The organism is Syntrophorhabdus sp., from assembly GCA_012719415.1.
Classification (GTDB): Bacteria; Desulfobacterota; Syntrophorhabdia; order Syntrophorhabdales; family Syntrophorhabdaceae; genus Delta-02.
Genome location: JAAYAK010000019.1, coordinates 1 through 23,654, shown reverse-complemented (window position 1 = coordinate 23,654; position 23,654 = coordinate 1). Strand labels below are relative to the sequence as shown.

General features: G+C 56.7%; 23 protein-coding genes and 1 pseudogene. 6 read left to right on the top strand and 18 right to left on the bottom strand.

All coding sequences use genetic code 11. The features are described from left to right. Positions 1-116: 116 nt before the first annotated feature. The 15 genes and pseudogenes from GXX82_00910 to GXX82_00840 all read right to left on the bottom strand — a co-directional run bounded on the left by GXX82_00910 (position 117) and on the right by GXX82_00840 (position 15,559). The gene (locus GXX82_00910; protein NLT21586.1) at positions 117-821 is read right to left on the bottom strand and encodes an ABC transporter ATP-binding protein; all 705 of its coding nucleotides are present in this window, start codon (positions 819-821) and stop codon (positions 117-119) included. Between the two features lies 1 nt (position 822). Continuing rightward, on the bottom strand, positions 823-1,578 hold the full coding sequence (locus tag GXX82_00905; GenBank protein NLT21585.1) for an ABC transporter ATP-binding protein: 756 nt from the start codon (positions 1,576-1,578) through the stop codon (positions 823-825). Continuing rightward, entirely contained in the window at positions 1,556-2,530 is a 975-nt protein-coding gene (locus tag GXX82_00900; GenBank protein ID NLT21584.1) for a branched-chain amino acid ABC transporter permease, read from the bottom strand. The genes GXX82_00905 and GXX82_00900 overlap by 23 nt, the downstream gene beginning before the upstream one ends. Before the next feature lie 4 nt (positions 2,531-2,534). After that, a complete protein-coding gene (locus GXX82_00895; GenBank protein ID NLT21583.1) occupies positions 2,535-3,419 on the bottom strand; it encodes a branched-chain amino acid ABC transporter permease in 885 nt (294 codons plus the stop codon). A 19-nt stretch (positions 3,420-3,438) separates the two neighbouring features. Next, positions 3,439-4,684, bottom strand: a pseudogene (locus tag GXX82_00890) (ABC transporter substrate-binding protein). Between the two features lie 282 nt (positions 4,685-4,966). Further along, complete coding sequence (locus GXX82_00885; GenBank protein NLT21582.1) at positions 4,967-6,265, bottom strand: acetyl-CoA hydrolase/transferase family protein; 1,299 nt, start codon at positions 6,263-6,265, stop codon at positions 4,967-4,969. After that, positions 6,262-6,480 (bottom strand): hypothetical protein, encoded by a 219-nt coding sequence (locus GXX82_00880; GenBank protein NLT21581.1) that lies wholly within the window; start codon positions 6,478-6,480, stop codon positions 6,262-6,264. Before GXX82_00880 ends, GXX82_00885 begins: the two co-directional genes overlap by 4 nt. Then, on the bottom strand, positions 6,477-7,937 hold the full coding sequence (locus GXX82_00875) for a 4-hydroxybutyryl-CoA dehydratase (protein ID NLT21580.1): 1,461 nt from the start codon (positions 7,935-7,937) through the stop codon (positions 6,477-6,479). The genes GXX82_00880 and GXX82_00875 overlap by 4 nt, the downstream gene beginning before the upstream one ends. A 290-nt stretch (positions 7,938-8,227) precedes the next feature. Continuing rightward, positions 8,228-9,400: an iron-containing alcohol dehydrogenase gene (locus GXX82_00870; GenBank protein NLT21579.1), complete on the bottom strand. Its 1,173-nt coding sequence runs from the start codon at positions 9,398-9,400 to the stop codon at positions 8,228-8,230. A gap of 42 nt (positions 9,401-9,442) precedes the next feature. Then, entirely contained in the window at positions 9,443-10,147 is a 705-nt protein-coding gene (locus GXX82_00865; protein ID NLT21578.1) for an ABC transporter ATP-binding protein, read from the bottom strand. Then, entirely contained in the window at positions 10,140-10,856 is a 717-nt protein-coding gene (locus GXX82_00860) for an ABC transporter ATP-binding protein (GenBank protein ID NLT21577.1), read from the bottom strand. Before GXX82_00860 ends, GXX82_00865 begins: the two co-directional genes overlap by 8 nt. Beyond that, positions 10,853-11,794 (bottom strand): branched-chain amino acid ABC transporter permease, encoded by a 942-nt coding sequence (locus tag GXX82_00855; protein NLT21576.1) that lies wholly within the window; start codon positions 11,792-11,794, stop codon positions 10,853-10,855. Before GXX82_00855 ends, GXX82_00860 begins: the two co-directional genes overlap by 4 nt. Positions 11,795-11,797: 3 nt before the next feature. Then, a complete protein-coding gene (locus GXX82_00850) occupies positions 11,798-12,664 on the bottom strand; it encodes a branched-chain amino acid ABC transporter permease (GenBank protein ID NLT21575.1) in 867 nt (288 codons plus the stop codon). A 68-nt stretch (positions 12,665-12,732) separates the two neighbouring features. Further along, positions 12,733-13,842, bottom strand: coding sequence for an amino acid ABC transporter substrate-binding protein (locus GXX82_00845; GenBank protein NLT21574.1), 1,110 nt, complete (start codon positions 13,840-13,842; stop codon positions 12,733-12,735). A gap of 307 nt (positions 13,843-14,149) precedes the next feature. Beyond that, positions 14,150-15,559: a sigma 54-interacting transcriptional regulator gene (locus tag GXX82_00840; protein NLT21573.1), complete on the bottom strand. Its 1,410-nt coding sequence runs from the start codon at positions 15,557-15,559 to the stop codon at positions 14,150-14,152. A 143-nt stretch (positions 15,560-15,702) separates the two neighbouring features. On the opposite strand from GXX82_00840, the gene GXX82_00835 reads away from it, so the two are divergent. After that, positions 15,703-16,359: a DUF1211 domain-containing protein gene (locus tag GXX82_00835; GenBank protein NLT21572.1), complete on the top strand. Its 657-nt coding sequence runs from the start codon at positions 15,703-15,705 to the stop codon at positions 16,357-16,359. 22 nt (positions 16,360-16,381) lie between these two features. Here the strand turns inward: GXX82_00835 and GXX82_00830 are convergent, their stop codons facing one another. Further along, positions 16,382-17,554 (bottom strand): hypothetical protein, encoded by a 1,173-nt coding sequence (locus GXX82_00830; GenBank protein ID NLT21571.1) that lies wholly within the window; start codon positions 17,552-17,554, stop codon positions 16,382-16,384. Between the two features lie 184 nt (positions 17,555-17,738). Between GXX82_00830 and GXX82_00825 the strand changes: the two genes are divergently transcribed. After that, positions 17,739-18,479 carry a septal ring lytic transglycosylase RlpA family protein gene (locus GXX82_00825; GenBank protein NLT21570.1) on the top strand — a complete coding sequence of 247 codons (741 nt, stop codon included), beginning with the start codon at positions 17,739-17,741 and terminating at the stop codon, positions 18,477-18,479. Positions 18,480-18,532: 53 nt separating this feature from the next. On the opposite strand, the gene GXX82_00820 is transcribed toward GXX82_00825, so the two are convergent. Beyond that, a complete protein-coding gene (locus GXX82_00820) occupies positions 18,533-19,510 on the bottom strand; it encodes a pseudouridine synthase (GenBank protein ID NLT21569.1) in 978 nt (325 codons plus the stop codon). Positions 19,511-19,614: 104 nt separating this feature from the next. On the opposite strand from GXX82_00820, the gene GXX82_00815 reads away from it, so the two are divergent. The 4 genes from GXX82_00815 to GXX82_00800 all read left to right on the top strand — a co-directional run bounded on the left by GXX82_00815 (position 19,615) and on the right by GXX82_00800 (position 21,831). After that, complete coding sequence (locus tag GXX82_00815) at positions 19,615-20,100, top strand: hypothetical protein (protein NLT21568.1); 486 nt, start codon at positions 19,615-19,617, stop codon at positions 20,098-20,100. A 167-nt stretch (positions 20,101-20,267) separates the two neighbouring features. After that, positions 20,268-20,642: a hypothetical protein gene (locus tag GXX82_00810; protein ID NLT21567.1), complete on the top strand. Its 375-nt coding sequence runs from the start codon at positions 20,268-20,270 to the stop codon at positions 20,640-20,642. 4 nt (positions 20,643-20,646) lie between these two features. Next, positions 20,647-21,102: an anti-sigma regulatory factor gene (locus GXX82_00805; GenBank protein NLT21566.1), complete on the top strand. Its 456-nt coding sequence runs from the start codon at positions 20,647-20,649 to the stop codon at positions 21,100-21,102. A gap of 93 nt (positions 21,103-21,195) precedes the next feature. Then, positions 21,196-21,831 carry an acyltransferase gene (locus GXX82_00800; GenBank protein NLT21565.1) on the top strand — a complete coding sequence of 212 codons (636 nt, stop codon included), beginning with the start codon at positions 21,196-21,198 and terminating at the stop codon, positions 21,829-21,831. A 68-nt stretch (positions 21,832-21,899) separates the two neighbouring features. On the opposite strand, the gene GXX82_00795 is transcribed toward GXX82_00800, so the two are convergent. Beyond that, a complete protein-coding gene (locus tag GXX82_00795) occupies positions 21,900-23,465 on the bottom strand; it encodes a hypothetical protein (protein NLT21564.1) in 1,566 nt (521 codons plus the stop codon). Between the last annotated feature and the right edge of the window lie 189 nt (positions 23,466-23,654).

The window sequence follows — 23,654 nt, the reverse complement described above, 5'->3', positions numbered from 1 at the left end:
GTCCGCCGGTCATGGTCCTTATTCCCGGGGCCGGGATATCCGGGCGGTCCCGGAAATGGATTGACAGACGGTCCGTCCGGAAAGGACAAAAAGGGCAGTGGTGAGGAAGGGTTCGCCTATACGGCCAGGTACTGTCTCTTTATCCCTTCGTCTTCCCTGAAGGTCTGGATATCGGACTCATACCTGATATGCCCCTTGTCGATAATGACCACGCAATCGGAAACCGCCATCGCGAATTTGATGTTCTGCTCCGAAAGGAGGATGGTGGTGCCTGCCCCCTTAAGTTTCAGCACAAGGTCTTTCAGTGTGTTCACCATCACCGGGCTCAGGCCCTCGCTGGGCTCATCGAGGAGGAGCACATCGGGGTTTCCCATAAGCGTCCGCGCGATGGTGAGCATCTGCTGCTCGCCGCCCGAGAGTGTCCCTCCCGCGCGGTTCTCGAACTCTTTGAGCACGGGGAAGAACTCGTAGACGAGGTCAAGGCTCCACGTACCCTTTTTTCCCGTGGTCGTCCCCAGTATCAGGTTCTCCTTCACGGTGAGGGGACCGAAGATCTTTCTGTCCTCCGGCACGAGACCGAGGCCGAGCCGGGCTATCCTGTAAGGTTTCATACCACCTATGTCCCTTCCATTGAATATGACCCTGCCGTTCTTCGGGTGTACCACCATGACAAGGGTCTTGAAGGTCGTTGTCTTTCCCGCTCCGTTGCGCCCCATGAGACAGAGGGTCTCCCCCTTGCGGACATCAAAGCTGACATCAAACAGTATGTGACTCTTGCCGTAATAAGAGTTGATCTTCTCGACCGTCAGGACTGCGGACATTTCATTCCACCTCTTTCCCGAGATAGGCTTCTACCACCGCCTCGTGATTGCGGATGTGGTCGGGCGTGCCTTCGGCGATGAGCTCGCCCTGGACGAGTACCCTGATCTTCTGCGCTATGCCGAAGACCATATCCATATCATGCTCGATGAACACCGTCGTGAGTTGGAAGTATTGATGAAGGTCCTCGAGAAGGGCCATCATCTTGACCCGCTCGTCGGGGGCCATTCCGGCCGTGGGTTCATCGAGGAGGAGGATCTTCGGGTTCAACGTGAGCGCTATGGCGATGTCGAGGATCTTCTGGTCCCCATGGGACAGCTCGGAGGCCCTGAGATCCCTGCAGTCGAGCATCCCCGTCCTCGTCAGGATCATTTCCGTGTGTTCCCGGGCATCCCTGTAAGACAACCTGTCGGCGAACATCCCGGCGTTCTTCCCGAAGTTGGAGAGGGCCGCGAGATAGACGTTATCATATACCGTCTCTTCGAGAAAGAGACTGGACACCTGAAAGGCCCTGACCATCCCCATCTTCACGATCTTTTCAGGCCGGGCCGCTGTTATGTCCTCGTTCTCGTAGACCACGCGGCCGCCGTCGGAAGGTATCGAACCCGTGATGAGGTTGAAGAAGGTGGTCTTCCCCGCTCCGTTCGGGCCGATGATTGCCGACATCTCCCCTCTTTCGACGGCAATGGTCACGTGGTTCGTTACGTGTATTCCGCCGAAATGCTTGTCGAGGTCCTTAATCTCCAGTATTGCAGGCAACTTCCGTCTCCTTTTCGTCCGTTGTGCTCTTCCTCCCCCATGGCCATTTTATTCCCAGCAATCCCCTTGGGAAGAGCAAGACCACGACAAGCACCACAATGCCGATGCTGAACGACCAGTACTCGGTGTATTTCCCAACGATCTCCTCGAGGCCCGTGAGTATGGCCGCGCCGATAACAGGCCCGAAGAAGGTGTTCATGCCTCCTATGGTGCACATCAGTATGGCGTTGCCGGACGTCGGCCAGTGCAGCATATCGGGATGGATGCTGCCGTCAAGTCCCGCATAGAGTCCTCCGGCGATCGCGGTGAAGAAAGCCGAGATGATATAGGCAACGAGCTGGTTCTTGTACACGTTGAGCCCCATGAAGGTGATCCTCCCCGGATTCTGCCTGATCCCTTTCAATACCATCCCGAACGAGGACCGGGAGATCCTCCATATGACGAACACGCATATGGTTACGACGAAGAAACTGAAAAGGTAGTATTTCCAGACGGGACCAGCGAGATATGCGGGTTTTGGGATCGCCTGGATCCCGTCGTCGCCGCCCGTGAAGTTGTAGAGCTTGAACGTGATGCCCCATGCGAGCTGCGCGAAGGCGAGCGTCAGCATGGTAAAGAACATGCCCGTCAGGCGCAGGGAGAGCAGACCGATGAAAACGGAGACGATGGCTGCGCCTATCCCGCCAAGGAGTATGTAAAGCAGAAAGAGATCGGGCCCCGATGCCTTCGCAAGCATCCCGGTGATGTACGCGCCAATGCCGTAGAACAGGGCATGCCCGAAGGAGACGAGCCCCGTCCTTCCGAAGAGAAGGTTGAACGCTACAGCATAGAGGCCGAAGATGATGACCCGGGCGAGCAGGTGCGTGTAATGCGCCCCCGGGTTCACCGCGAGGATCCCGAGGAAGAAGACGAAATACAGTATCCATGGCAGATATTGTCTGAGACTCTTCACTGTGCTATTTCCTCCCCGTCGCTTTCGGTGAGAGCAGGCCTTCAGGCTTTATCACAAGGACGACGATCATGACGATGAAGGTGAGCACCGTGGCCATCTCAGGCATCCACAGAATGCCGAAAGAGAGCACTTCGCCGATGATGAGCGCCCCCAGGAGCGCCCCCCAGAAATTTCCGAAACCGCCGATGACCACGACAATGAGAGAATCGATGATCACCTCCACGCCGGCACCGGGCGTGACGGTTCTGAGGGGGGCCGCCATAACCCCGGCAAGCCCCCCCATCGCCGTCGCCACACCAAAAACAAGGGTCATTATCATGGGGACATTCGTCCCGAGCAGGCCGAGCATCTCCCTGTCGAGAGACGAGGCCCTCACCGTCTTTCCTTTGTCGGTCCTCATGAGGAAGTACCACGCGAAAAGGACAACGGCGAAACCGACAACGATTATGAACAGTGTGTATACCGGCACCACGACAGACCCGAGGCTGAAGGAACCGGCAAGAAGCTCGGGCTTGGGTATGGTCTTGTATTCAGGGCCCCAGATGAACTTCACCATGTCGTCGAGGATGAGGATGAACGCGTAGGTCATGAGGAGCTGGAAGGCCCCTTCCTCCGCCCTTCCATAGATGCGCTTGAGAAAGAAGAACTCGACGATCATCCCAACAACACCGGCGCATACGGTACCCACGATGAGTCCGAGCCAGAAATTGTCGAAGAACTGCATGGACTGATAGGCGAAGTATGTTCCCAGCAGGTAAAAGGAACCGTGGGCGAAGTTGAGAACATTCACCACCCCGAATATCAATGTCAGACCACTCGCAATGAGGAAGAGAAGCATTGCGACGGAAAGACCGCTTATGAATTGTGAAACAAAGGTCGTCAGGTCCATACCCGGGCCCTTGGCTGTCTTACTTGCCCTTTTGCTTCGTCAGGTAATCGATGTATTCGAAGCTGGGCCACAGTTTGTCCGCGGGGTATATCTTGAGATTCCCGAGCATGTATTTCGCCGGGGGGAACTTGGCGTTCTTGACGGTCACGCCGATGGCCTGCACCTGGACGATCTGATGCGTCTTCGGGTCGATATAGGAGGTGAAACCGGACGGGTCTTCGGGACACTGTATCTTCATTCCCTCCATCGCCTTCACGAGGGCTTCCGTGTCGTTGGCGTTCCCCACCTTCCTGATCGCTTCGGCGATCATGTGGATCCCCACGTAGGCACCCTCCGCGGCGTATGAAGGATACCTTCCCGCCGCCTTGTAGAACTTCTGCACGTACGCCTTGTTCGCCTGGGTGTCAGGCCAGTTGTTGTGGTGGCGCGCGGAGAGAATGATCCCCGCGGGCATATCTGCTCCGAGCGCGGCCAGGGCTTCATAGTTCCCGCCTGCGTCGACGTGGAAATACTTCATCTTCTCGAAGAGCTTGTACGGTTTCGCCTGCTTGATGAAGGAGACGGTGTCACCCCCCCCAGAATCCACTGACCAGAATGTCGGGGGCCGCTTTCATGATCGCAGTGACATACGATGTGTAGTCGGGCTCGTAGAGTTTCGGCCAGTATTCCCCGACGACCTGGTACTTGACACCCAGCTTGTCAAGACCCCACTTCAATTCCATCCACTGATCTCTTCCGTACGCGTAGTCGGGCCCTATATAAGCGATCTTCTTCCACCCCTTGACCTCGTCCTTGAGATACATGGCCCCCGCCATCATCGACTGGAAGGTGTTGTTCGCGCTCCTGAAGTAGTACTTCTGGAACTTGTTCGCCGTGAGGTCCGTAGCCGCATGGTCGGTACCGATGAAGATGACCTTCTGCTCCTTGCTCACCTCGGTCACCGCAAGCCCAATGGCCGAAGAGATGATGCCGAACAGAAACTTCACCTTCTCGTCCGATATGTAGCGTTTTGCAACGCTAACCGCGTACTGCGGGTTCTTGTCGTCCGTGATGATGATCTCCAGTTTGGCCCCCCCGGGCAGGCCCTTGGCGTTGACCTCGTCGACGGCAATCTTGATGGCAACCTCGGAATCCTTTCCGTACTGCCCACCCCTTCCCGTCATGGTGTAAAGAGCACCTATCTTGATGGTTTCCGCGCCATACGCCACGGTAAAGGAACAGAACAGCATCACGACAACAATGAGGAAAAGCCCACGTCGCTTCATATACCCCTCCTTTTTGTAAAACGAATATTGGATTTAAGTGAAACTAAGCAATTTATATGCCATTTTCACCCCCAATGCCGACACCTGCAACATACGGACTTTACGGGGATTTAAACTCTATCCCGGAAAGCGGCATTACCCGCTGGCTGCAGAAGTGATGCATAATCGCATCAATATGATGCCATACCACATCAACATCCCGCCTCACCCGGTCTCTTGCCGTGTACGGGTGACACGGCCCGGACCGCCATTCACGTTCCCGGCATGAAGGGCGGTGCCGTCTCAAACCAGCACATGATATATCTCGTATGCCTGTCTGGCGAGTTCCTCGCGGGCGTCGGGGCTAGCGACATTGATGAGGGCCCTCATCCTCTCCCGGACGGCCCTTCCCTTCAGGGCGGCCACTCCCTGATCGGTGACGACGTAGTCCACGTCATTGCGGGAGGTGGTGACCGCGGCGCCCTGCTTGAGAACCGGGACTATGCGGGATACCCCGCCTTTCGCGACCGACGGAAGGGCGATGACGGCCTTGCCCCCTTCCGCCATGCCTGCGCCCCTGACGAAATCAAGCTGCCCTCCCACCCCGCTGAACTGCCTGGCCCCGAGTGTATCCGCGCAGACCTGCCCGAGCAGGTCCACCTCGAGGGCGGAGTTGATGGCAACCATTTTCTTGTTCTGCGCGACAACGTAGGGGCTGTTGGTGTAATCAACGGTGTGCATCTCTATGATGGGGTTGTCATGGACCCAGTCGTAGAAACTTCTGGAGCCCATCAGGAAAGTGACGACGACCTTCCCCTTGTGGATGGTCTTTTTCCTTCCCGTGATCACTCCCTTTTCTACAAGGTGTTTGACCCCGTCCGAGACCATCTCGGAATGGATGCCTAGATCCTTGAAATCGGTGAGGAACATGAGGACCGCGTCCGGTATGCCTCCTATGCCCAGCTGGAGGCAGCAACCGTCCTCGATGAGTTCCACGACATGCCTGCCTATATTCTTCTCGACATCGGTGAGTTCAACGGCCTTCAGTTCATGGATGGGGGTGTCGACCTCGACAAAGTGGTCGATGTCGTCCACATGGACGAAGGAATTCCCCAGGGTGCGCGGCATATGGGGGTTGACCTCCGCCATGACCGTCTTTGCCGTTTCCACAGCCTTCTTCGTGTAGTCGACGGAGATTCCGAGACTGCAGTAACCGTTCCCGTCGGGCGGGGAAACGGTGATCATGGCCACGTCCACAGGCAGAAGGGTTTCGAGGAGGTTCGGGATATTGCCGAAGCTTATCGGGATATAATCGCCCCGGTTGTCCCATATGGCCTCCCTTGTGGGGGGACCTCCGAAAAAAGCGACGTGGCGGAAGCTGTCCGCGTGTTCCGGGCGGCAGTAAAGCGCCTCACCCATGGACACCATGTGGACCACCTCGACGTTTCTCAGGGAATCGGCCCTCTTCACGAGAGCGCCCGGAAGCGTCCTCGGCTCTCCGGCCGCGTGGGAAAGGATCACCCTGTCACCCGACGAGATTCCGCTGACCGCCTCATCAGCACCACAGAGTCTCTCATTGTAGCGCGTGGTCCATCGCTTCATTTCCTCATCCTCCTCATCACCTCCCTGGAACTCATCACGATCACTCCGGGGTCGTTGTTTACGCCAGGCGTTCTCTTGCTCAGACAGGCCCGCGAACAGCCATTGACGATTATGCACGGCCCATCCGCGTCGGGGAAAAGCTTTTCGAGCGCCTTCTTTACCTCTTCAGGGTCCTCATCGGGGTTACAGTTGCCGCAGTACCGTATCTCCCTCACTCTGGATCTTTCTTTATACCGGCCAGGTTCCTCGCCGTCTTCTCCTTGTACTGCAGGTTGGCAAGCCTCCCTATCATGATCTTCTGGGCCTGCGGTGAACCTGCTCCATGCAGCGATTCCGTCAGGTATCCCACCGCACCCATACCGAGCGTGAGGTTCTCGATAAGTCTCTGCATCCGGCAGCGCTCTTCAGTGCCGTAGGCCGTGTCGGAACGCAGGTATTTCTCCAGATAGGGCCCCGCCTCGGGATGACTGAAGTCCCTCTCTGAAGGAAGGGTGACCACAAGGCCTCCAGCCACGTCCTGGGCGAGACGCGATATCTCGTAGGGAAACCGGGTCACATTCAGTTTGCAGATGTTGGCAAGCAAAAGATCGATCAGATAGGTCCCCGAGGCAGTGGGTCTGCCTTCCGCCGAGCAGGCTATGCCGCATGAGTATATGGTTTCGTTGAGATGGATCATCTCAACGATCTTTTCCTTGATATGTGCCGCCTTTTCAAGACCCTGTATCTTCGCGATGGCCTGGGCCGCCCCCACGAGGACATCTCCCACGCCGCTCTTGCAGCCGCCGTAGCTTTGGCGGTGGTAACCGGCGAACCTCTCCACCAGCGCGCCGCTAAACTGGTACTCTCCACACATGAAGACCCTCTCCCAGGGAACGAAGACGTCATTGAAGATGATGACCGCCTCCTGGCCCCCGAACATGGCGTTGCCCACATCCACACTGCCGCCCTCAAGGCGGCGGGTATCGCAGGATTGCCTGCCGTAAATGTAGAGAACACCCCGCGTGCCCGCTGGAACAGCGAAACAGACAGCATAATCGGCATCCTCGGCCCTCATCGTCTGAGTGGGCATCACGAGGATCTCATGGGAGTTGATGGCACCCGTCTGATGGATCTTGGCTCCCCTGACCACGATACCGTCAGGTCTTCTCTCCACGACATGAACGTACTGGTCGGGGTCTTCCTGCTGGGACGGAGCAAGACGGCGGTTGCCCTTCGTGTCGGTCATGGCCCCATCCGCCATGAGATCATTCTCCTGAATGTATTCGAGGTAGTTCCTGAAACGCTTGTGGTACTCGGTGCCCAGTTCCTGGTCGATCTCGCAGGTGACGGAGTCGACGGCGTTGAGGCCATCAAAGCCCACACACCGCTGGAAACAACAGCCCGTCTTGTGGCCGAGAAGCCGCTGCATCTTCACTTTCCTGATCAGGTCGTCCACGCTTTGGTGGAGATGAGTGAAACGGTTTATCGTCTTGCCGGTAAGGCTGGAAGTGGCGGTAAGAAGCTCCCGGTGTTCGGGCTGATGACCGAGCTCGTAGGTCATTGCACAGGCGTTTATGGAGGGACGTATGATGGGATGATCCACGTAGTTCTCTATCACCTCACCACCCAGAAATATCCGTTTCTTCTGTTTCCTGAGACTCTCGATATACTCACTGCCTGTCATGAGGGACATGTTTCGCCTCCTTCAGAATTGTTGGGCTGCAAATCGTTTTTAGCAATTCGCATGCCAATGAGCCTGTTCGGTAAATCATCCAGTATTTCATATACATACAGCTGGTACGACGTGTACTCTCCCGCGTTTCACCTGCTCTTTATCTCCAGAACAGCATCGTGTGATGCACAAATGCATCACAATGGTCCCTATCCGGGAAGAGAGCAATATCCGGCAAAGAAAGAGCGGCTTCTCCCCCCGAACCTGGGATCCGCCGCTACGTGTGGACAAGTCTGATCAGCAAAAATGGGCTAGTAGGCATCCCTGTAGATGCCCCGAATATCCTCTTCCGTAATGTCCTTCGGATTGGGCACGAAGAAGCGCGACTGCTGAAGGGCCTCTTTCGTGAGCAGCGATATCTTCTTCTTCTGCACGCCATAGTCTGAAAGCCGGCAAGAGATCCTCACGGCGCCGAGCAGCCTCATAACGGCGTCCACCGCTTTCTCGGAAGCCTCATACGGGGAAAGGCCGTCGATGTTCTCGCCCATCATGCGGGCAATGCCGGCGTAACCCTCAAGATTTCCGGTCAGGTTGAACCGCATCACGTGGGGAAGCATGATCGCGTTTGAGCGACCGTGAGACATATGATACTGGGTACCCAGGGGATAGGCCAACCCATGGGTTGCACCGAGGCCGCCGCTCGTGAAGGCCATCCCCGCGAGATTGGCGGCAAGGAGCATGTTATACCGGGCCTTGATGTCGCCGCCCTTCGCGTAGGCGACGGGCAGGTTCCTCGATATCAATCGTATGGCCTCGCCTGCCATGATCTCCGTGTAGGGCGTCCTGTTGACGGACACATAGGATTCGATGGCGTGGACGAGCGCGTCAAAGCCGGTATCGGCCGTCACCGAGGGCGGCATGGACACCGTCAGGACAGGATCGAGCATAGCCACGTCAGGAAGCAGCATGAACCCGTAGAGAGACTTTTTCTCGTTCTTCCTCTCGTCGGTCACAACGCACACCCAGGATGCCTCGCTTCCCGTTCCGGCGGTCGTGGGAACGAGTATCTTCGGGATACCCCTTTTCGGGAACATATTGAGGCCCACATAATCCAGGATCGAGCCCGTATTGGTCACCATCATGGCAACGCCCTTCGCCACATCCAGCGAACTGCCCCCGCCCAGGCCGACAACGAGGTCGTAGCGGCCGCTGCGCGCGATCCTCGCCGCCTCGTCCACGATCCCCGCGGCGGGTTCCGGCCGCACCTTGTCGTACACACCGACCTTCATGCCTTCCGACTTGAGCGGCTCGATAATGGCGGGAACAAGACCCGCTTTCACCACCCCGGGGTCGGTAACGACAAATACCTTGCTGCCACCCAGAGTCTTTATCTCACCGCCAAGCTGGCGGGCCACTCCCTTTCCCAAAAGGTGTTTGTTCGGGGCGAGGAATGTGCTGACCTTCTCAGGATCATAGCCGCTCATGCTGACCTCCTTCCGGTGCGTGCAGAAAAACTTGACGGGCCGTCAAATGCCAAGATAGGTGCATTTGATGTTCTCGTCACACAGGATATCTCCACTGAGACCCTTCATCGCTATTTCACCGTTCTCTATCACATACGCCCTTTTGCAGAGACTGAGGGCCTTCTTCACATTCTGCTCGACGAGCAGCGTGGTCATACCCTCCTCGTTGAGCCTCTCGAGCACCTTGTATATCGAGTTGATCAGAAGGGGGGCAAGTCCCAGGGAAGGCTCGTCGAGAAGCACGAGCTTTGGTCTCATCATGAGCCCCCGTCCTATTGCCAGCATTTGCTGTTCGCCGCCTGACAGGGTCCCCGCGATCTGCTTCTTGCGCTCTTCCAGCCGCGGGAAAAGATCGTAGACCATTCTCAGGCTCTCCTCCTTGCGAGGCCGGTTCACCTTCAGGTACGTGCCCATGAGAAGGTTCTCCTCCACGCTCATGGCGGAGAAGACCCGTCGTCCCTCCGGCACGTAGGCAACGCCTCTCGCGGAGGTCCTGTGCGGCGGAACTCCGGAGATGGATACATCCTCCAGGAGGATATCCCCTTTCCACGGTGTGATCATTCCCGCAATGGTCTTGAGGAGCGTGGTCTTGCCCGCGCCGTTGGGACCGACGAGAGCGACCATCTCGCCCTTTTCCACGTGCAGTGTGATGCCCTTCAAGACCTTGATCTTCCCATATCCCGACTCGATTCCCTTTATTTCAAGCATACTCGTCTCCCAGATATGCCTCGATGACCTCTTTCCGGTTCATCACGTCCTCGGGCTTCCCCAGGGCGATCTCCTTGCCGAAATTCAACACCACCAATTCATCGGCAAGAGCTACAACGACCTTCATGACGTGCTCCACCAGCAGGATCGTGATCCCTTCATCCCTGAGGCTCTTGATGAGATCGATCAGCGAATCCATCATGTCGAGGCTCACCCCTCCCATCGGTTCGTCGACGAGAAGCAGCTTCGGAGAGGTGGCGTAGGCCTTGGCCAGCTCGAGCAGTTTCAGACGTCCGACGGAAAGCATCTGCGCCTGCTTGTCCAGATCGTCCTTCAGGAACATCCGTTCCGCTATTCTCTCTGCCTCTTTTTTGGCCTCTTGCGTGGGAAATCTCAGGAGAAGAGGGATCAGTATGTTCTCAAATACCGTGAGACCCGTAAAACACTGGGGGATCTGGAACGTGCGCGTGATGCCCTCCAGGGACCGCTTGAATGTCGGGAGCTTCCCTATGTTTCTGCCTTTGAAAAGGATGGATCCCTTCGTGACCCTCTCAACACCCGTTATGACATTGATGAGGGTCGTCTTTCCGGCGCCGTTGGGGCCGACAACTCCGAAAACGATGCCTTCCCGGATCGACAGATTGAGGTCTGAAACCGCTACTACACCGCCGAAAGCCTTTGTCAGATCTTTTGTCTCAAGTAGATTCATATCTTCTTCCTGAATAGGCCCATGATACCTTTGGGGATAAACCTTGCAAAAACCACAAGAACGATGCCGTAGAGCAGAAGGTGTGCCGTCGGGAAGTGGGAACGGAAAACCTCACCGACGGGCACGAGCAGTATCGTGCCGATCACCGGACCGAGGACAGTGCCGATACCGCCCACCATTGTCAGGAATATGGGCTCCACGGTGTGCACCATGTCGAACCCGCTCGAAGGGTCGACAAAACCGGTATGTGTGGCCAGGACGCCGCCCGTCACCCCGGCCAGAAAGGCACTGATGTACAGCGCTATCAGTTTGTACTTCTTGGAGTTGATCCCCAGTGACAGGGCCGCGTCCTCGTTTTCACCCACGGCGAGAAAGAAGTAGCTCGTCTTTGACAGTTTTATAAGCAGGGCGCAGAGAATACCGAAACCTGCGAGCCACAAGGAAACGACAAAATAGAGTCCCCCTCCGCTCGGAACGAACAGAAGCGGGCTCGGGCTCACAACGATGCCCTGGGTCCCCTGGGTGAAGGACCGCCAGCCTTCCACGATCAGTTTTGTCACCTCGGCAAGCGCGAGGGTCGAAAGGGCGAAATAAGGGCCCCTCAGCTTGAACGCTATGGAGCCGATGATGATCGCGGCGAGGACCGTGACAACCCCCGCGAAAGGCAGCGCCAGCCATGGAGACCATTGCAGATGATAGTGCAGGAGCGACACGGTGTAGGCGCCGATACCGACAAATCCCGCGTGACCGAAGGATATCTGACCCGCGAACCCTCCCAGTATGTTCCACGAGGTGGCGAGGAGCACGGTGACGTTCACGACGAAGAAGATGTTGTAAAGATACTTGTACGATCCCGGGTCGATGACAAACGGCATGAACGAGAGTACAATGAGGCAGATAAAGAGAATGATGATTGGCTTGACGGATCTGTTCTGCATAACCTATAGCCTCGTCTTTCCACCGAGTATACCGGACGGCTTGAAGAGCAATATCCCCAGGAAGAGGATGAAGGCCATGATGTCCTTCATACTGTATTCAAGGAATGTGCTGGCCAGCGCCTCCGCCACGCCAAGGATGACCCCTCCCAGAAGAGCACCCGTCACGGAGCCCATTCCTCCCAGCACAACGATGGTGAACGCCTTGATCACGAAGTTGCCGCCCACAAAGGGATAGATGTAAAAGATGGGGGACAGGATGCCGCCCGCCATGGCAGCCAGGACCACCCCGATGCCGAAGGTGGCGATGGATATCCACTTCACATTGACCCCCATGATCGACGCGGTGTCCTTGTCGAGCTCGGTGGCCCTGATGGCCCTTCCCATGTAGGTCTTCGACATGAAAAGATAAAATATCACGATAAGGACCGCCGACATGCATGACGAGATCAGCGCGGGATAACCGATCCTCGTTTGAAGGAAGACCATGACGTTCTGGGAAAAGGGAAGCGTCACGGTGCGGTAATCCGCAGACCATATGTACATGGCCGAAGTGGCAAAGATGAAGGAGATCCCGAGCGTGATGATGAGCGAGGTGATCTCCCGTTCCCTGGCCGGTATGGGATCGATCAGGAATTTGTAGATGATGGCGCCGAGTACGAAGAACACCGGTGCCGTCAAAAAAACACTGATATACGGACTGATCCCAAATTTGTCGAAGAGCACGAAAGCGGCATACATCCCGAGCATGACCGATTCACCGTGGAACATGTTGATTATCCGCATGACACCGAAGATCACGGTGAGTCCTATCGCCAGAAGGGCGTAGATGAGACCGATCAGTATGCCGTTTATGATGATTGAAGTTATCATAGTCTATGTACCGCCGGGTTATGAGTGCTGCGGGGTGCATGACGGCACCCCGCAGCAGGTCTCTGACATCAATATATTGGTTCCCTCTCCGCAGCCTCTTTGGGATAGACCTGGAGAAGCCTCCCGTCGATCCACTGGGCCAGCGCCGTCATCTTCTGCGCCTTGTTCTGATTGGTATATCCCTCGAAGTTGTCGAACTTGACGGTGCCGAAGATGGTCTTCATGTTGAGGGCCTTCAGGCTCGCCTTCAGCTGTTCCCTCTGCTTTGTGATGCTGTCGGAAGGCTTCACGCCCTTGAGCGCCTCCGCGAGCACCTGGACGGCAACGTAGCCTTCCACTTCATGTTCGCCGGGAAGGTATTTATACTTCTTTTCCCACGCGCCACGCCATTTCTTCCAGTTCGGGTCCTTTATCTCTCCATGCCACGGTCCTGAGGTGAAGACCTTTTCCGTCGCCCTGCCGCTCTTCTCATAGACGTCCTGCATGCTGTGGCCCGCCCCTGTTCCCGAGACGAACTTCGCTGTCAACCCCACTTCCTTTATCTGCTTCGATACAAGGATCCCGTCCGTGAGGTACGACGTGAGTACGATGATATCCGGTGCGGCGCTCTTGATCTTCAGCAGCAGGGGCTTGTAGTCCATCGCGTTCTCATTGTACGCCTCCGAGACGACGACTTTGAACTTGTCCTTGTTCTTCTGCAGGAAAGGGAGGATACCGTACTTCGCGACGCCCTGGCCGAAGGCGTTGTCCACGTAGACATACGCAACGGCCAATTGTTTCTTCTTCTCCCTGGGATACACGACCTTCAGGATGAAATCCTCGAGGGCGGCGCTGTACATACCCGTCGTGGGCTGGAAACGAAAAACGTAGTCATTGTTCTTCCGGGTGATGTCGTCAAGGGCCGGATGCTCGAGAAGGTAGGGCGTCTTGTTGTCAAGCGCCACGGGGGCGACCGCGAATGCCACACCGCTGCTCCATCCGCCGAGAAGGGCAACAACGTTGTCCGACGAAATGAGCTTCTTAGCGGAAGAAACCGCCAGCGCCGGTTTTGCCTGCGTGTCCTCGAAAACGAGCTCCAGTTTGGTCCCGTTCACTCCCCCTTTGGCGTTGATCTCGTCCGCGGCCATCGTGTAGGCCTTCTTGAACTTCTCGCCGAAGTTGGCGCCCGGTCCCGTCATCGGCGCGGGACATCCTATCTTGAATGTGCCGGCACCATACGATACCTGGGAAAACATGAGTAGAAAAAATAGAACGGTTGATAGTGTCTTGAAAAGCATGATCCCTCCTTTTATCGTTTGATCCGGATTGTCTCAGGCTTTCGTATTGTTCGTGTTCGTGGATCATATAGCAATTCATATGCCGTTCAGGACACCGGTCAAGAAAAAAGGGGGAGTGTTAATTTTATTGGGCAGTTATGCTTTTTGCAGCAAAAGGATCGACCGCGGTCTTCTCCGGGTACGATGCAAAAACGCATCATAAATGATGCTAAACATCATCGCCAACCTTCATGTTCAGCTTCTTCATCTTGCGCACTATGGTACTCTGACTTATCTTCAGATTCCTCGCGGCTTTATGCGTGCTCCCATATTTTTCCAGCGCCCGTTTCAACACCCTGTATTCCATAAGGTTGATGATCTCATTGTAGGATTTGTTCTCAGCGTCGACCATGAGGTCCTTGGAATCGAGGATGCCCCTCAGATGGAAAGGCAGGTCATCAACTTTGATGCTGCTGCTCTTGCTTATCAGAAATGCCTGCTCCACTATGTTCGACAGCTCTCTCGCATTGCCCGGGAAACTGTACATCATGAGGAACTGGGCAGCCTGGGGTGCGAATTTCTTCTCCATGTGGTACCGCTTGTTGAGGAGTGCCGTAAAATGATGCACGAGAGGCATGATGTCCTCGGTCCTTTCCCTCAACGGTGGTATGGTAAGGAAGATCGTGTTCAGCCTGAAGAAAAGATCCTGCCTGAACTTTTTCTGCGCGATAAGGCCCTGCAGGTCCTGATTTGTTGCGGACAGGATGCGGATGTCAAGCTTTACCGTCTTTGTCGAGCCAAGGCGGGTCATTTCCTTCTCTTCAATGACGCGCAGAAGCTTCGCCTGAAGTCTGAGGCTCATGTCGCCGATCTCGTCGAGGAACACGGTCCCTTTGTCCGCCACTTCGAGAAGGCCCTTCTTTCCCTTCGCGCTCGCCCCGGAGAACGCCCCCGGTTCATACCCGAAAAGCTCGCTTTCAAAGAGGTTTTCCGGGATCCCCGCACAGTTTATCACAACGAAGGGGCGGTCCCTGCGCTCGCTCGATCCATGGATAAGCTTCGCCAGAAGCCCTTTGCCCACTCCGGACTCACCCGTTATCAGTATGCTGGAATCGAACTGGGCCGCCTTGATGGCGATCTCCATGATCTCCAGGACCTTCTTGTTCTTTGTGATGAAGGTCTTGTTCTGCCCTTGCAGTGTCTTTATGTGATCGAGTTCGGCAAGGTAGCGGTTCACCTCCAGGGTCCGCTCGTGCAGCTTGTCTTTCAGTTCCACCAGTTCCGTAATATCCCGAACGCTGGTGACCACGAGGGCGATGTCTTTGTCGTCATCGAACAGGGGATTCCCTGTCACCAGTATCTTCTTGCCGCTTCTGAGTTCCTGCATGATGGTGACGGGTTCCTTTTTCTCTATCACCTCGAGGCTGACGGAGCGGTCGATGATCCCCGATTTGACGAGGTCCCTCATGTTCCTTCCGAGCACCTCGGCCCTGGTTATGCCTGTTATGCGCTCGTACGCCCTGTTTACCATCAGGGTGTTCGCGGTCCTGTCGGTGATGTAGACGCCATCAGGGATGTTCTCGATGACGGCCCCGAGGTCCCGGGCAAGGTCCTTCGTGAATACTCTGGGTTTACCCATCTTCGTACGTGTACGCCCCCGTTGTGGTTCACTCTAATTTAGCTGAAAAGATCCCTTTTGGCAATCCCAATGATCCGGGTGCCTTTCTTTCCGATCCACTCCGTTGACACTTTCTTTGACAAAGTGATATAAGCGATACATATATGGGCACGGCGGAGTCTTCAAACGAACGGTTCTTCATGACGACTCATCGCATCGAGAGTCTGTCGGACTGCATCTTTGCCTTTTCGATGACGCTTCTCGTCATGACCTTTACATTTCCCGGAGCGGGTCCTCAGGATGAAACAGAGGTGATTCGTGTTTTCCTGAAAGAGGTCGCCAAGCTCGACCGTTACGTCCTCGCGTTTGCCCTGCTGGCGATCTTGTGGATCACGCATCACCAGCAGTTCCACCACATAAGAAGGACGGACCGCCGTTTCCTCTGGATACAGATAGCGATCCTGATGTTCATCGTCATGGTGCCTTTCACCGCTGCCTGGATGACGGCCTACAGTCACCTTCACATCACGAATCTCGTCTTTGACGTGAATCTCCTTGTCCTCGGGCTTCTCTTCCTCCTGAGCTGGTTCTATGCGACCCACGGGATGAGGCTCGTCGACGAGAACATCGACAGGAGGATCGTGGTCCGGGGCGCGGCACGATCGCTCATCACATGCATCGTCGCGCTCCTGGCGATCGCCACATCCTTCTACCACCCCGGATGGAGCAACTACGCCTTCATCCTTACGCCGCTCCTTCTTTTCCTGAAGCCATTGCGGGACACAGGAGAGAAACGAGGTCAGTCACGGGCGCGCGATTGAAGGGACGCGAGACCCCGCACCCTCACTCGCCGCCTTCGCCTGCCCTGCCCGCGCCGCCAGAATAGCTCAGGCCCGCCCCTATGGCCTCGGAGGCGATGCGGTAGCTCCTGACAAGGAACACGATGCCCGGAACACTCAGCACCGATGGCGCGAGGGCGGTCGCGATGAAAAGCCGGAATATGAACCCGTACATCTCTGACGCCACCGGGAAGACACCGGTATTCACAAGCGAATTGATGTTGCCGAACAGATAGGCCTCCAGCATCCCGCCCGCGAGACCTCCGCCCGCGAACAGATCGTAGGCCATGGAGAGAACATTGAGGACATTGACCGCCACGACGGGGGTCAACGCGATGGCAAAGGCCCTGACAATGCCCTGAAAGAACACCTCACGCCGGGAGTCAAAGGCCATGGTGATAAGGGAATAGGGAAAGGTGACACAGAACACGGCAGCCCTTACGGCGGCGGCGATGATGACGCCGGTGAAAGTAAATACGAGCAGGGTGTGAAAGAGAAACCCGGTGATGGCCCCGATGTAACCGCGCACCAATTCGCGGACGGTCTCAAGAACGAACGTCATGCTCGAGGTATCCACGTTCACCCCGATGCCGCAGGTGATAACGGCCATGTATTCCGATACCACGTAGCTTATCATCATCATGAACGCGCCCAGAGCGGGATGGAAAAGGGCGAGACAGGATGACGGGAGGATAAGGGGCAGAAGAAAGATGAGCTGCGCCAGCCGGACCTTTATGGCATCCACCCACTTGATCTTCACCCCCGTAAGGGCGGAGGCCTCTTTAATGCTCGTCAGTTTTTCCGAAAGCTCCCCGGAACTCATCTCCTTTCCCAGTTTCGCCTTGACGGCCTTGAGGTTGTCGAAGACCTTCTCGTTGCCTGCCTGAGCGAATCCGGCAGATATGACCATCCGCGGGAATGTTCCGATGAACGTACCGGCTTTGCCGTCGGTTCCGCCCAGGAACGGAAGGGGTGTGCACAGCGCGCAGATGATCATAAACCTGCCGGTCTGGTCCTTGAGATAGGGGACAATATTCTCGTAGCCTTTCCTGTACAGGATGAAGACGGTCCTCATGCTCCCCGTGAAGAAGGCTATGGCAGTGACAACGGCGGCCACCTGGTCCTCCACCTGCGTTACGAGCTTCGCGGACTGCACGAGAAGGTCCGTCGGGTTCACGGGACAATCCTCGATGTCCTCTCATTGTCCATACATCATATATAGCATCGAGGACGACAGATATCCCGTCGGCGGCAAACCAGGAGCAATGGAAACCGACGGAACGAACCGCTGGCCCGCCGAATTCTTTTCCACCCTGTGCGTGTTCTATTCCTCGGCCGAATATGCTACGCTCTCTATCAGTATGGCCCCGACAGACCCGGCAGGCAGAGCATTCAGTTTCGTGATAAGGCAATTGCGCAGGCTTCCTGCTCTCTTGATCGTTCCCGCTTTCCTTCTCCTTGCCGATTGTTCAGTGATCAAGGCGCCCTATTACGTCGTCAAAGGCACCATAAAGGGGGGCTACTACGCGGTGAAAGGGACCTACGAGCTTACGGCAGGCACGACGAAGATCGTGTATACCATTGGGAAATATACCTTCAAGGTGGTGAAAGCCCCTCTCGATTGGAGCTTTGCCAACGAAGACATCGACGATATCGACGATATGCCGCCCCGCGAGGCGATCCGCAAGGGCCGCGTCAAGACAGCTCCGTACACCGTGAAGGGGAAGAGGTACTATCCCATGTCCGTGGAGCAGGCTAAGTCCTACAATGAGACAGGAGTGGCGTCATGGTACGGCTACGAGACCCTGCGTCACAACGCGTCGCGCATGACCGCCAATGGCGAGGTCTTCGACCCCGATCAGATGACGGCGGCGCACAAGTACCTGCCCCTTCCGACGCACGTGAAGGTCACGAACCTCGAGAACAACCGTTCCATCATCGTGAGGGTCAACGACAGGGGGCCCTTTCCGAGCGACAAGAACCCCTCGTCAGGGAACAGGATCATCGACGTGTCCGCCGGTGCCGCGAAAAAGCTTGGATTCTATAACAAAGGTCTGGCGCGGGTGAGAGTCGAGACGATACAGCTGGAAAGGGAAGGCTGACCCCCGGGTCCTGTTCCGGGCAGATGCTCCTTCATCGCTCGTCACCTCCGGCATCATGACAGCTCTCTCGTGCTCTCAAAGTGCATAGACCTTCCCGTCAACGGGTCAGGGAAGGAAATCGACCGGGCCAGCAGCTTGAGGGGCCGCGAAAGGTCATCGCCGCAGGCAGGCTCCGCCCTGGGATAGAATCTGTCGTTGATGATCGGGATGCCGAGGGCTGCCATATGTACCCGCAATTGGTGTTTTCGGCCCGTTGCCGGGATGAGCCGGTAGAGCGTTATATCTCGCCTCACCTCAATGACCTCGATGCGCGTTTCCGAGTTTGCCGGCCCATCGACCTCTTCCATCCGAAAGAAAGGCTTCCCCTCTTTCAGGCAGCTGCGATGAACGAGGGGGAAGCTCTTCCCGGGAAGGGTCGGCGCGAGTGCCTCATAGACCTTTTTGACCTTCTGCTCCTGAAAGAGCGACGCGTACCTGCCCCGGGTTCCCGGATCGTGGGAGAATATGACCATCCCCGCCGTTTCCCTGTCGATACGGTGAATGGGCACGAGGTGCTCAAGCAGGAGATCCTTCTTCAGCCTGACGAGGAGGGTCTCCCGGAGGAACCTGCCCGAGGGCACCACGGGAAGAAAATGGGGCTTGTCGACAGCGAGGATATGGTCGTCCCGGTAGAGGATCCGCTCTTCGAAGGGGATCGGAGCCTCCTCTTCCAGTTCGCGGTAGTAGAAGACATAGCTTCCCCGGCGGCCGCGACTCTCCGGGTTGAGGGGATTGCCCGATCCGTCGACGACCCTGCCCCTTCTCATCCGCTCTATCCAGGTCTTCGCTTCTATTTTGGGGAAACGCTCTCCAAGGTACTCGAGTATATTCCTGTCCTCCGTTGAGGGCAGTCTGAGGCAACTCGGCGACACGCCTTCGATGGTGGGCAGAGGGGGTTTCAATCGAGGTCTCTTTTCTTCTCTGTCATATTCGTTTCGCCTGGAAGACACACCGCCGCGGGCTGTTTCCGTCACGGCCTTCTGCTTCCCCATTGTACCACAGATCATCATGGCTGCCTGAAAAGCTTCAAGAAACCGCTTGTATAAGTTCACGTTTAAATGGATAATGAGCAAAAGATGACGGAGGCACAAGCATCATGAACCATGTCATGCGATCCATCTCCCTGTTCCTCGCAGCGTTCATTCTCCTTTCGGGGGTGGCCAACGCGCAATGGGTCTTTGTGGGAAGGAAGGCCCTCGGGAAGATAAAGCAGCTTACCGGCGAGGCCACCGACAACGCGTCGCCGCAGCCTGCCGATGCGTCAAAGAACATCCCCCGGCAGGGATACGATGCCGCCACCGTCCTTCTCGAAGCCCCCGCCGACAAGGTTTACGGCACCGCCGTGAAGGTGTTGCAGGCCAACAAGGACATCAGGATCAGCAGAAAGGATGACAGGGCCCTGAGCATCGAGTTCATCGACGGCAGCATAGCCGCCGGGATGCAGATCACCGCTCTCTCGGAGACAGTGAGCCAGATCCTCGTCGTGTCGACATCGTCGGGGAAGCAGGACACGTCCATCGTGCTCAAGGGAATACTGCGGGTCTGCAAAGAGATGGGCGCGCACTGCCAGCCCGCCGATTGACGGCAGGTCCACGGTGAGCACGGCACAGAGGGTTCGGCTTCGCAGGCTTGTCGATCGGAGCGTGTCCCGGAAGAGACAGTCACACGCAGATTGTATCTTTTGTGAAATTTCCGGTTGATTACATGCCCTCTTTTAACATATCCTATCTGCGTTGAAAGGAGAACATGGTGAATCTACAGCAGGTGAAAGACATACTTGACGCAGACGTTATCGTCGGCAGCGATCAACTGGAAATGGAAGTTAAGACGGCCTTCGGGGCCGACCTGATGAGCGACGTTCTGGCCTTTGCCAAGCCGGGAAGTCTTCTGCTCACGGGTTTGACGAATCCTCAGATCATTCGTACATCCGATGTTCTCGATATCGCAGCCATCATACTGGTGCGCGGAAAACGCCCTTTGCCTGAGACGATCCAGCTTGCGGAGGAACTGCGAATACCCCTGTTATCAACGAAGTACATCCTCTTTGAATCCGTCGGGCGGCTCTATGCGCATGGAATTCGCGGCTGCATAGAAAAGGTCGGCGAGACACGTGACCTCTCGTGAATCCTTGATCTATGAAAAGTCATTTCCCGTGGAGGCGGGATTCGACTTTGCAGGGCGCGTCTCGGGCGAGGTCAAGGCCATCCTGACAGGGATGGGCCTCTCGAAGGAGACTGTCCGGAGGGTTTCCATCGTCACCTACGAGGCGGAGATGAATATCTGTTCCTACGCGGACCAGGGCACGATAACGCTTCAGGTCAAACCCAATTTCGTTATCATCGAAGCCACCGACGAAGGCCAGGGAATAGAAGACATCGGCCTTGCCATGAAGGAAGGCTACTCCACGGCCACGGACAAGATCCGCAGCATGGGCTTCGGCGCGGGGATGGGGCTGTCCAACATGAAGAAATTCTCCGACACCTTCCGCATCATCTCCGAGGTTGGCAAAGGCACCCACCTGAAGATGCTCCTGCGCATCCGCAAGGACCCGGACAGCAACCAAACCTCACCCGGTGCCCGTTGACCCGTAAAATACCCCTTGACGGGCAAAAGTATCTTTCCTATACTTCGGAATAGTCAAGAGCAATGCCATTTTGAGAGAAGGGCCGCGACTGTCGTGGGCGTTCCGCGCTCGTATCGGGACCCAAGGGAGACCATCCTTCAGAAAGAACGCTATTACACCGAGGACGACCTCAAGGACTTCGGTTTTGCCTCTCTCGGTCACAATATCCGCATTTCATCCGATGCCAGGGTCTACGGGGCAGAGCGCATATCCATAGGCGACAATGTGCGAATTGACGATTTCGTCATGCTGGCAACCGGAGAGGGCTACATCACCATCGGAAATTACTGTTACATAGCACGGTGCTGCAACCTGACGGGCACCTTTGGCATCGAAATGCGCGACTTCTCCAGCATGGCGGCGAACACCGTGTTCTACAGTGCGTCGGATGATTACTCCGGGGAGTACATGACGGCTCAGGCCATACCGAAGGAGTTCACCCGATTCGTCGGAGGCAAGGTCACTCTCGGCCGCCATGTCATTGTCGGGGCGAGCTCCGTCATCATCGGACCCGCTGACATCGGGGAAGGCTGCAGTCTGGGCGCGGCGACTGTCGTGGTGAACAAAGACCTCGATCCCTGGGGTGTCTACGTTGGCAACCCCGCCAGGCGCGTCCGGGAGCGCAAGCGCGGACTTCTGGAACTGGAAAGGCGGCTGCTCGCCCGGAAAGCTTCGAGAACCACAGAATAGCGCAACCCGCACGAACCCCGACGGGAGTGACGGAGATCGAGCTTCGCCCGTTCATCTCTATTCCGTTCTTACCTGAACAGCTGCAGTACGGACTGGGCCGCGTCGGCGGAGAGGCTGAGGACGTTCATGCCCAGGGACTGGCGGGTCTGGAGCATGAGCATGTTGGCCCCCTCCTCGCTCGTGTCGGCAAGGGTGAGCCTGTCGGAGCCCTCGGTGAGGATGTTCTCCATCATCTCCGAGAAGGTCTGCCGGGCGGTGATGATGCTGAGGTTGTTGGACATGTCCGCCGATCCCCGCCTGAGGCGTGCGAGGGCCGATTCGAGGAGGGTGATGTCCGCGTTCATGTCTCCGCCTGTCGTCCACGTCGCCTCCGTGATGCCGAGGCCCGCGGCCGAGGCGTCGAACCCGGCGACCATGAGGCTGCTGTTCTCGAAGCGGACCGTCATGTTCTGGGCGTCGAGGAGGTTCTTGCCCTTGTAGTAGGAGTCGAGGGCGAGCGTGGTGAGTTGGGAGCGCATGGTGTTGTACTGCGCCTCAAGGACGGCAAGCTCGTTGCTCGATGCGACAAGGGACATGGAGCCGGAGCCCCCGCCGATGATGCCGGATGTGTCAAAGTCACCTGCGGTGACGTTCGCCGCCAGACCTGTCGCGTTATCGACCTTGTCGATGTTCAGGCTACTGCCGGAAACGGAGGCATGAAAGGTATACGCCCCGCCCGACCAGTCGTGCGCCTCGATGGCCGCTGCCAGTGACTGCATGGTGGCTACGTTGTCGCCAGCCGTCGCTATGAACTCGTCGACACCGGGCACCCCGGAGTAGATCGCCGTGAAGGTAGTCCCGCCAATCCCGATAGTATCCGGCGAAGGCAGGGGAGGGGTGTAAGAAGCGATCTGCGGGTCAAAATCACCGGCGTTACCGGGATTTTCTACGATGTCTCCGGCCTCCACATTGAGTTGGTTGGAAGTGGAATAGTCGAATTTGGTAATTCTCAGCTGGTTTGACCCTAGATACTCTGCCCTGTAATAGACGTTCATCGCGGGATTAACGTTATTCTTCCAGTACGACCAATCTATAGAATTGATCTTGTTGGCCATGTTCAACGCTGTCGCGTTCATGTCGGCGGGGTCCAGGTGAAAACTGTAATACCCCGGAACACCCGACTCCGCTGCAACCGGATAGACACCCCCTGACCCGTCAACCTTCAAGTTTATGAAATCGCCGTCCCCGCCAGGATTATTATCCTGCAGCCCTGTCAACGTGAGTGTCGCTGCATCGTAGCTTGGCTGGGCAGCGCCTTCGTAGCCCACAATCCCGTTCAGACTGATCGAACCCGTGACCGTCGCTGCACCCGTTGAACTGGCGCTCAGGGCCTTCTCGGCTATGCTCTTCGCCTGCTCTATCATGGTGCTGAGGGCCGCAATCCCCCTGTCCGCCGTCTTGAGGGTCTGGATGGCCTCGCTCGTCGTGTCCTTGAGGCCGTGGAGGCTCGAGGCACGGTCTGTCAGGGACACGGAGGTGAAGAAGGACACGGGGTTGTCGAGGGCGGAGTTCACCTTCTTGCCCGTGGCAAGGCGGTTCTGGGTTCTGTCGAGGAGCTTCACCGATCCCTGGAGGGATATGAGGGTGGAGCGCATTCCCGACGTGAGAGATATGTCTGCGATGGCCGCACCTCCTGCTGCGGGATCCTGTTAGCCCGGCGATCTCGCCGGGCTCGCTGCCATTACTGGCTGCCGCTCTTCTCTCTTCTCACCGGATGGTCCGTGCCTGTTGCCTGTCAGTCGGTGATACACTGCTTATCGCACACACCGCGGAGTGGCTTAAGG